At 61.6% G+C, this 5,276-nt stretch carries 5 protein-coding genes; 1 reads left to right on the top strand and 4 read right to left on the bottom strand.

Translation table 11 applies throughout. The features are described from left to right. Positions 1 to 415 precede the first annotated feature (415 nt). The gene (locus JMN37_RS11095; RefSeq protein ID WP_252932184.1) at positions 416 to 1,309 is read left to right on the top strand and encodes an ADP-ribosylglycohydrolase family protein; all 894 of its coding nucleotides are present in this window, start codon (positions 416 to 418) and stop codon (positions 1,307 to 1,309) included. A 382-nt stretch (positions 1,310 to 1,691) separates the two neighbouring features. On the opposite strand, the gene JMN37_RS11090 is transcribed toward JMN37_RS11095, so the two are convergent. The 4 genes from JMN37_RS11090 to gluA are packed head-to-tail and all read right to left on the bottom strand — an operon-like array spanning position 1,692 to position 4,950. Next, positions 1,692 to 2,630 carry an amino acid ABC transporter permease gene (locus tag JMN37_RS11090; RefSeq protein WP_252932183.1) on the bottom strand — a complete coding sequence of 313 codons (939 nt, stop codon included), beginning with the start codon at positions 2,628 to 2,630 and terminating at the stop codon, positions 1,692 to 1,694. Beyond that, the gene (gluC, locus tag JMN37_RS11085; RefSeq protein WP_071569626.1) at positions 2,630 to 3,316 is read right to left on the bottom strand and encodes a glutamate ABC transporter permease GluC; all 687 of its coding nucleotides are present in this window, start codon (positions 3,314 to 3,316) and stop codon (positions 2,630 to 2,632) included. Before gluC ends, JMN37_RS11090 begins: the two co-directional genes overlap by 1 nt. A gap of 22 nt (positions 3,317 to 3,338) precedes the next feature. After that, positions 3,339 to 4,205, bottom strand: coding sequence for a glutamate ABC transporter substrate-binding protein (locus JMN37_RS11080; protein WP_252932182.1), 867 nt, complete (start codon positions 4,203 to 4,205; stop codon positions 3,339 to 3,341). A gap of 16 nt (positions 4,206 to 4,221) precedes the next feature. Beyond that, the gene (gluA, locus tag JMN37_RS11075; protein WP_252932185.1) at positions 4,222 to 4,950 is read right to left on the bottom strand and encodes a glutamate ABC transporter ATP-binding protein GluA; all 729 of its coding nucleotides are present in this window, start codon (positions 4,948 to 4,950) and stop codon (positions 4,222 to 4,224) included. Between the last annotated feature and the right edge of the window lie 326 nt (positions 4,951 to 5,276).

Genomic DNA, 5,276 nt, shown 5'->3' with positions numbered 1-5,276 from the left:
TCACACAACTTCCGAACACCGCAGCTGGCACAGGCATTCCGGCAGAAGTCAGCATCATCCGCACCACCACCCAAACCGCCCCACCCCCACAACCCATCACGATCTAACATCCAACCACGTTCACAACAACTTGACATAAAGCGTTTGAGAGGGCGCCTCGGCGTTTCCCCTGGTCGTCAACACCACGAGAGGGAATTTGGTGCACTCCCCCTCACCCCAGTGCCAAAGGACGCAACCCCCTTTTCACGACCTGGGCTTTTATCCCCTCCCCCAACAGGAATTGCGTCCTCTGGCACTGGTACCCCAACCCCGAACATAGTTTCGCCTAATACGCCTGCCGTGTCGGGTCTCGTTCGTATCCTGATGGTTGCAACCCCCGATGGCCCCCAGCAACCACCAGAGAAAGGAACCCCTCATGGATCAGTCATTACGCACGCGGGCCCGCGGCGCCATGTACGGCCAGATCATTGGCGATAACCTCGGCGCGATCGTCGAGTTCTCCTCCCCCGCGCAGATTCGCTCCCGGTTCCCGGACGGCGTCCGCGAACTCACTGGCGGCGGCCCGTTCAATGTCGCGCCGGGCCAGGCCACCGACGACTCTGAGCTGGCGCTGGCGCTTGCCCGCAGCATGGTGCGCTGCGGCGGGTATGAAGAAAAGGACGTGTTCGAGTCGTATGTGCGGTGGGCGGCGTCGTTCCCGCCGGATATCGGTAATACGTGTGCGGCTGCGCTTCGGCCGCCGTTTGCGCCGAATGCGGTCAGTAAGTCGAACGGCGCGTTGATGCGGGTCAGCCCGATCGCCATCGCGTACGCGCACGACCCGCAGCTCGCCGGCGACCACGCCCGCACCGACGCTCGCCTCACTCACCCCAACGAGTACCCGGTAGTCATCAACGGTATGTACTGTGAGGCGCTCGCACGCACGATCAGTGGTGAGGATCCTCGCGAGGCGCTGCTCGCGGCGGCTGGGGATGAGGCGTCGACAATTAGGGAGTTTATGCAGCACCTTCCCGTGGATGTTTATAGCCATCGCATGGGGTATGTGCAGTTCGCCTGGAATATTGTGTGCTATTTCGTCGCGAACGGTGCCTCTTTCGAGGAGGACCTCGTCGCGATTGTCGGGATGGGCGGCGACACGGACACAAACGCCGCGATCGCCGGCGCGTTCTTGGGCGCGGTGTACGGGGAGGAGGGGATTCCTCGCAGGTGGCGCCAGATTATCGACGCCTACTCCACCCACAAAGCGAACCGACCCGAGGAGTTTTCCGTCGAGGGCGCCCTCGACCTGGTGGACGCCCTCCTCTCCTAGCCACGCACCACATTCCCTCGCCAGCCCCCAGCGACCTGGGCTTTTTCAAACCCGGCTGCCAGAATCCAGGAATTTGGTGCATTGCCGATCCTCGCGTACACCACATTCCTTGATTCCAGAAAAGCCTTCGGCGTTTCCCCAGGTCGCCAACTCTGAGTGTGGGAATTTGGTGCACTCCCCCTCGCCTCAGTGCCAAAGCACGCAACCCCATTTTCGCGACCTGGGCTTTTACCCCCTCCCCCAGCAAGAATTGCGTCCTTTGTCACTCGCATTCTCTGACGCGACACCACATTCCCTCACCAGCCCCCAGCGACCTGGGCTTTTCAAAACGCGCCCGTCAAAAACCGGGAATTTGGTGCGCGCACCCCCAAAAACCAAGCCCCTATTCGTCCGGGTTCCGGATCTCCACGTAGTCGGGGTCGTGCCAGTCGACGTTGACGTTGTCCTTGGTGTCCAACCCCTGGTCGGCGAGTTCGGGCACCTTGGCGAAGATGTTGCGGCGGGCCCGGCCGGCGCGCAGTTGGCGTTCGACGCGTTGGGCGAGGACGGTGAGTCCCCAGTTGATGAGGATCATGATGATGGCCACGACGGCCAGCGAGGCGAGGAAGTTCTGGTTGGCGGATGCGCTTTGGATGCCGGAGCGGACCACTTCGACGTAGCCGATTTGGTAGCCGAGTGCGGAGTCCTTGAGCGCGATGATCATTTGGGCGATCAGGGCTGGCAGCATGGCTGCGATGGCTTGGGGTAGCAGGATGGTCCGCATGGTTTGCGGGTAGGTCAAGCCGAGTGCTTCGGCGGCTTCGGTTTGTCCTTTGGGGAGGCTTTTGATGCCGGAGCGGAGGATTTCGGCGATGACGGACCCGTTGTACATGGTGAGTCCGAAGACAACGGCGGCGAACGCCAGGTGCTTTGGCGGGGCGAGGTGGTAGATGGCGAAGAGTTGGTAGGCGAAGATCATGAGGAGGAGCACTGGGATGGCTCGGAAGATCTCGACGATGACGCCACATACCCAACGAACAAAACGATTGCGGGAGAGCCTGCCTAGGCCGAGGAGGATGCCGACGGCCAGCGCGAGCAGGATGGATGCCACCGCGGCTTTGAGGGTGCCCGTCAGGCCAGGGAGGATGTAGGTGGTCCAGGTTTGGGAGTTGAGGAACGGGGTCCATTTCGCGGCGGCGAGTTGCCCGTTGGCCTGCAGTTTCCAGAGGACCCATGCGGCAATTACGAGGCAGACGGCGAGGCTGATGCCGGTGAGGATGCGGTTGGTGCGGCGGCCGTTGGGGCCGGGGACGTCGTAAAGTACTGTTGCGCGGACGCTCATTATTTTTTCACCGCCATGCGTTCGGAGAGGGCGCCAAGGGCGAGGCCGGTTGGCAGGGTGAGGATGATGAAGCCGAGTGCGAAGATCCCGAAGATGGGGAAGAGCATGTTGGCGTGGTTTTCGATGGTGGATTTCATCAGGAGGGATGCTTCGGCAACACCGATTGCGGATGCGATGGTGGTGTTTTTCGTCAGCGCGATGAGCGTGTTGCCGAGTGGCACGATGGCTGCGCGGACGGCTTGGGGGAAGATGATGTTGCTGAATGTTTGGCCGAAGCTGAGGCCGAGGGATCGGGCGGCTTCGGCTTGTCCGAAGTGGACGGTGTTGATGCCGGAGCGCAGGGATTCCGCGACGAATGCTGAGGTGTAGATGATGAATCCGAGCACGGCGAGGCGGAAGTTGTTGTCTACCAGGAACGTCGGGGACTCTCTATCGGCAAGCGTGATGCCGAGGTTTTGGTAGAGCCCGAAGGAGCAGAAGATGATGATGAGGGTCAGCGGTGTGTTGCGCACGACGTTGATGTAGAACGTCGACATCGCGCGCAGCACGGGGATGGGTGCGACTCGCATCGCGGTGAGGATCGTGCCCACGATCATGGAGCCGATTGCTGAGTAGATGGTGAGCTTGATGGTCAGCCAGAAGGCTGCCCAGAGCTGCGGGCCCAGGTCGGACCAGAGTGTGGACATGATGTTCCTGCCTTAGGGGGTCTTACTGTTCGATGAAGGAGAGGTCGCCGGGGGTGCCTGCGGAGACTGCGTCGTCGCCGCCAAGATTCTTATTGACGAGGGCGTCGAACTCTCCGGACGTTTGCAGTTCTTTGAGCGCGTTGTTGATGGCGTCGGTGCCTGCGGTGTCGCCCTTTGCCAGGCCGATGCCGTAGTACTCGTCGGTGAATGGTTTGCCGTCCTTGGTCATTTCGACGACCTTGAAGTCGCCTGGGGTTTGGGCGGAGTAGCCGAGCAGGATGGTGGCGTCGGTGGTCATGGCGTCGATGTTGCCCTGGCGGAGTGCTTCAACGCAGGAGGAGTAGGTGTCGTACTCCTGGAGCTGCACGCCTGGCAGGGCGTCCTTGACCTTCTGGGCTGGGGTGGAGCCGGTGACGGAGCAGAGGATCTTGCCGTCGAGGTCCTCGAGGCCCTTGATGTCGGTGTTGTCGTTGCTGACGAGGAGCGCCTGGTGCGTGACCAGGTATGGTCCGCCGAAGTTGACGGATTCGGAGCGGCCCTTGTTGATGGAGTAGGTCGCCGCGATGGCGCCGACCTCGCCGTTCTGGATGAGGGTTTCGCGCTGTGCGGATGGGCTTTCGCGCCAGGTGATGGTCGGTTCTGCCCAGCCGTTCGCCTTCGCGATGTGGTTGACCACGTAGGTCGCTACGTCGACGTCGAGGCCGGACATGGAGCCGTCCGGGTTACGCAGGCCGAGGCCAGGCTGGTCGTACTTGGTGCCCAGGGTGACCTGGCCGGATTCGATCTGGCTGAGGAGGTCGGTGCCTTCGCCGGCACCGCCGCCACAGGCGACGAGGGTTGCGGCAGCAGCGGAGAGCGCGGCGGTGAGTGCGGCGTAACGGATGTTCATGGTGTTGTCCTTTCGGTTAGTGGGCCAGGATTTTGGCCAGGAAGTCTTTCGCCCTGTCGGTTTTCGGGTTGGTGAAGAACTCTTCGGGTGTGGCGTCTTCGATGATCGAGCCGTCTGCCATGAAGATGATGCGGTCTGCGACGCGCCGGGCGAAGCCCATTTTGTGTGTGACCACGAGCATCGTCATCCCCTCGTTGGCGAGGTTGGCCATGACATCAAGCACTTCATTGACCATTTCGGGGTCGAGGGCGGAGGTGGGCTCGTCGAAAAGCATGACTTTGGGTGACATGGCGAGTGCCCGAGCAATCGCGACGCGCTGCTGCTGTCCACCCGACAGTTGCGCCGGGTACTTGTCCGCCTGATTCGCGATGCCCACGCGGTCCAGCAGCTCAATCGCCCGCTTCTCGACGTCCCCCTTCCCCTGCTTCCGCACCTTCAACGGACCAAGCGTCACGTTGTCCTTGATGGTCAGGTGCGGGAACAAGTTGAAGGATTGGAACACCATCCCGACGTCCGCCCGCAACTTCGCAAGAGCCTTGCCCTCCTCCGGCAGCGGGACCCCGTCAATGGTGATGGTGCCTTCGTCAATCGTTTCGAGCCTGTTGATCGTGCGGCACAGCGTCGACTTCCCCGACCCCGACGGCCCGAGCACCACCACTACCTGGCCTTTCGGCACAGTAAGGTTGATGTCTCGGAGCGCGTGGTAGTCGCCGAAGTGCTTCTGTACGCCCGCTAGGTCAATCATGGCTTCACTGGAGCTATTGCCCGACCCACTCTGGGCAGTGAATGTGCTGTGTGTCATATCGGGCAGGTTAGTGGCCTGGCCCACACTTTGTATAGTGTTTGCGCGCTTTTCGCCCGAAAGTTCACCCCCACTGCCTGAACTGCGCGCCTAATTCCCTTCCGGTTCGCAGCCGACCTGGGCTTTTGTCCTCACCCACACGAGGAATTGCGTCCTTTGGCACTCACTCCCTTGTCGCGCGCACCACATTCCCTCCCGTACCCCCGCCGACCTAGGCTTTTCCAAACCTGGCCGCCGAAAAACCAGGAATTTGGTGCGCACCTCCCCTG

The organism is Corynebacterium lipophilum, assembly GCF_024102595.1.
In the GTDB taxonomy this organism is placed as follows: Bacteria; Actinomycetota; Actinomycetes; order Mycobacteriales; family Mycobacteriaceae; genus Corynebacterium; species Corynebacterium pseudogenitalium.
Note: the sequence above shows the minus strand (reverse complement) of the source record. Positions and strands in the feature narration are given on the sequence as shown.

Bases quoted from the DNA above. Each gene is read 5' to 3' on its own strand.
- JMN37_RS11095 (WP_252932184.1), top strand. From the start codon at position 416: ATGGATCAGTCATTACGCACGCGGGCCCGCGGCGCCATGTACGGCCAG.
- JMN37_RS11090 (WP_252932183.1), bottom strand. From the start codon at position 2,630: ATGAGCGTCCGCGCAACAGTACTTTACGACGTCCCCGGCCCCAACGGC.
- gluC (WP_071569626.1), bottom strand. From the start codon at position 3,316: ATGTCCACACTCTGGTCCGACCTGGGCCCGCAGCTCTGGGCAGCCTTC.
- JMN37_RS11080 (WP_252932182.1), bottom strand. From the start codon at position 4,205: ATGAACATCCGTTACGCCGCACTCACCGCCGCGCTCTCCGCTGCTGCC.
- gluA (WP_252932185.1), bottom strand. From the start codon at position 4,950: ATGATTGACCTAGCGGGCGTACAGAAGCACTTCGGCGACTACCACGCG.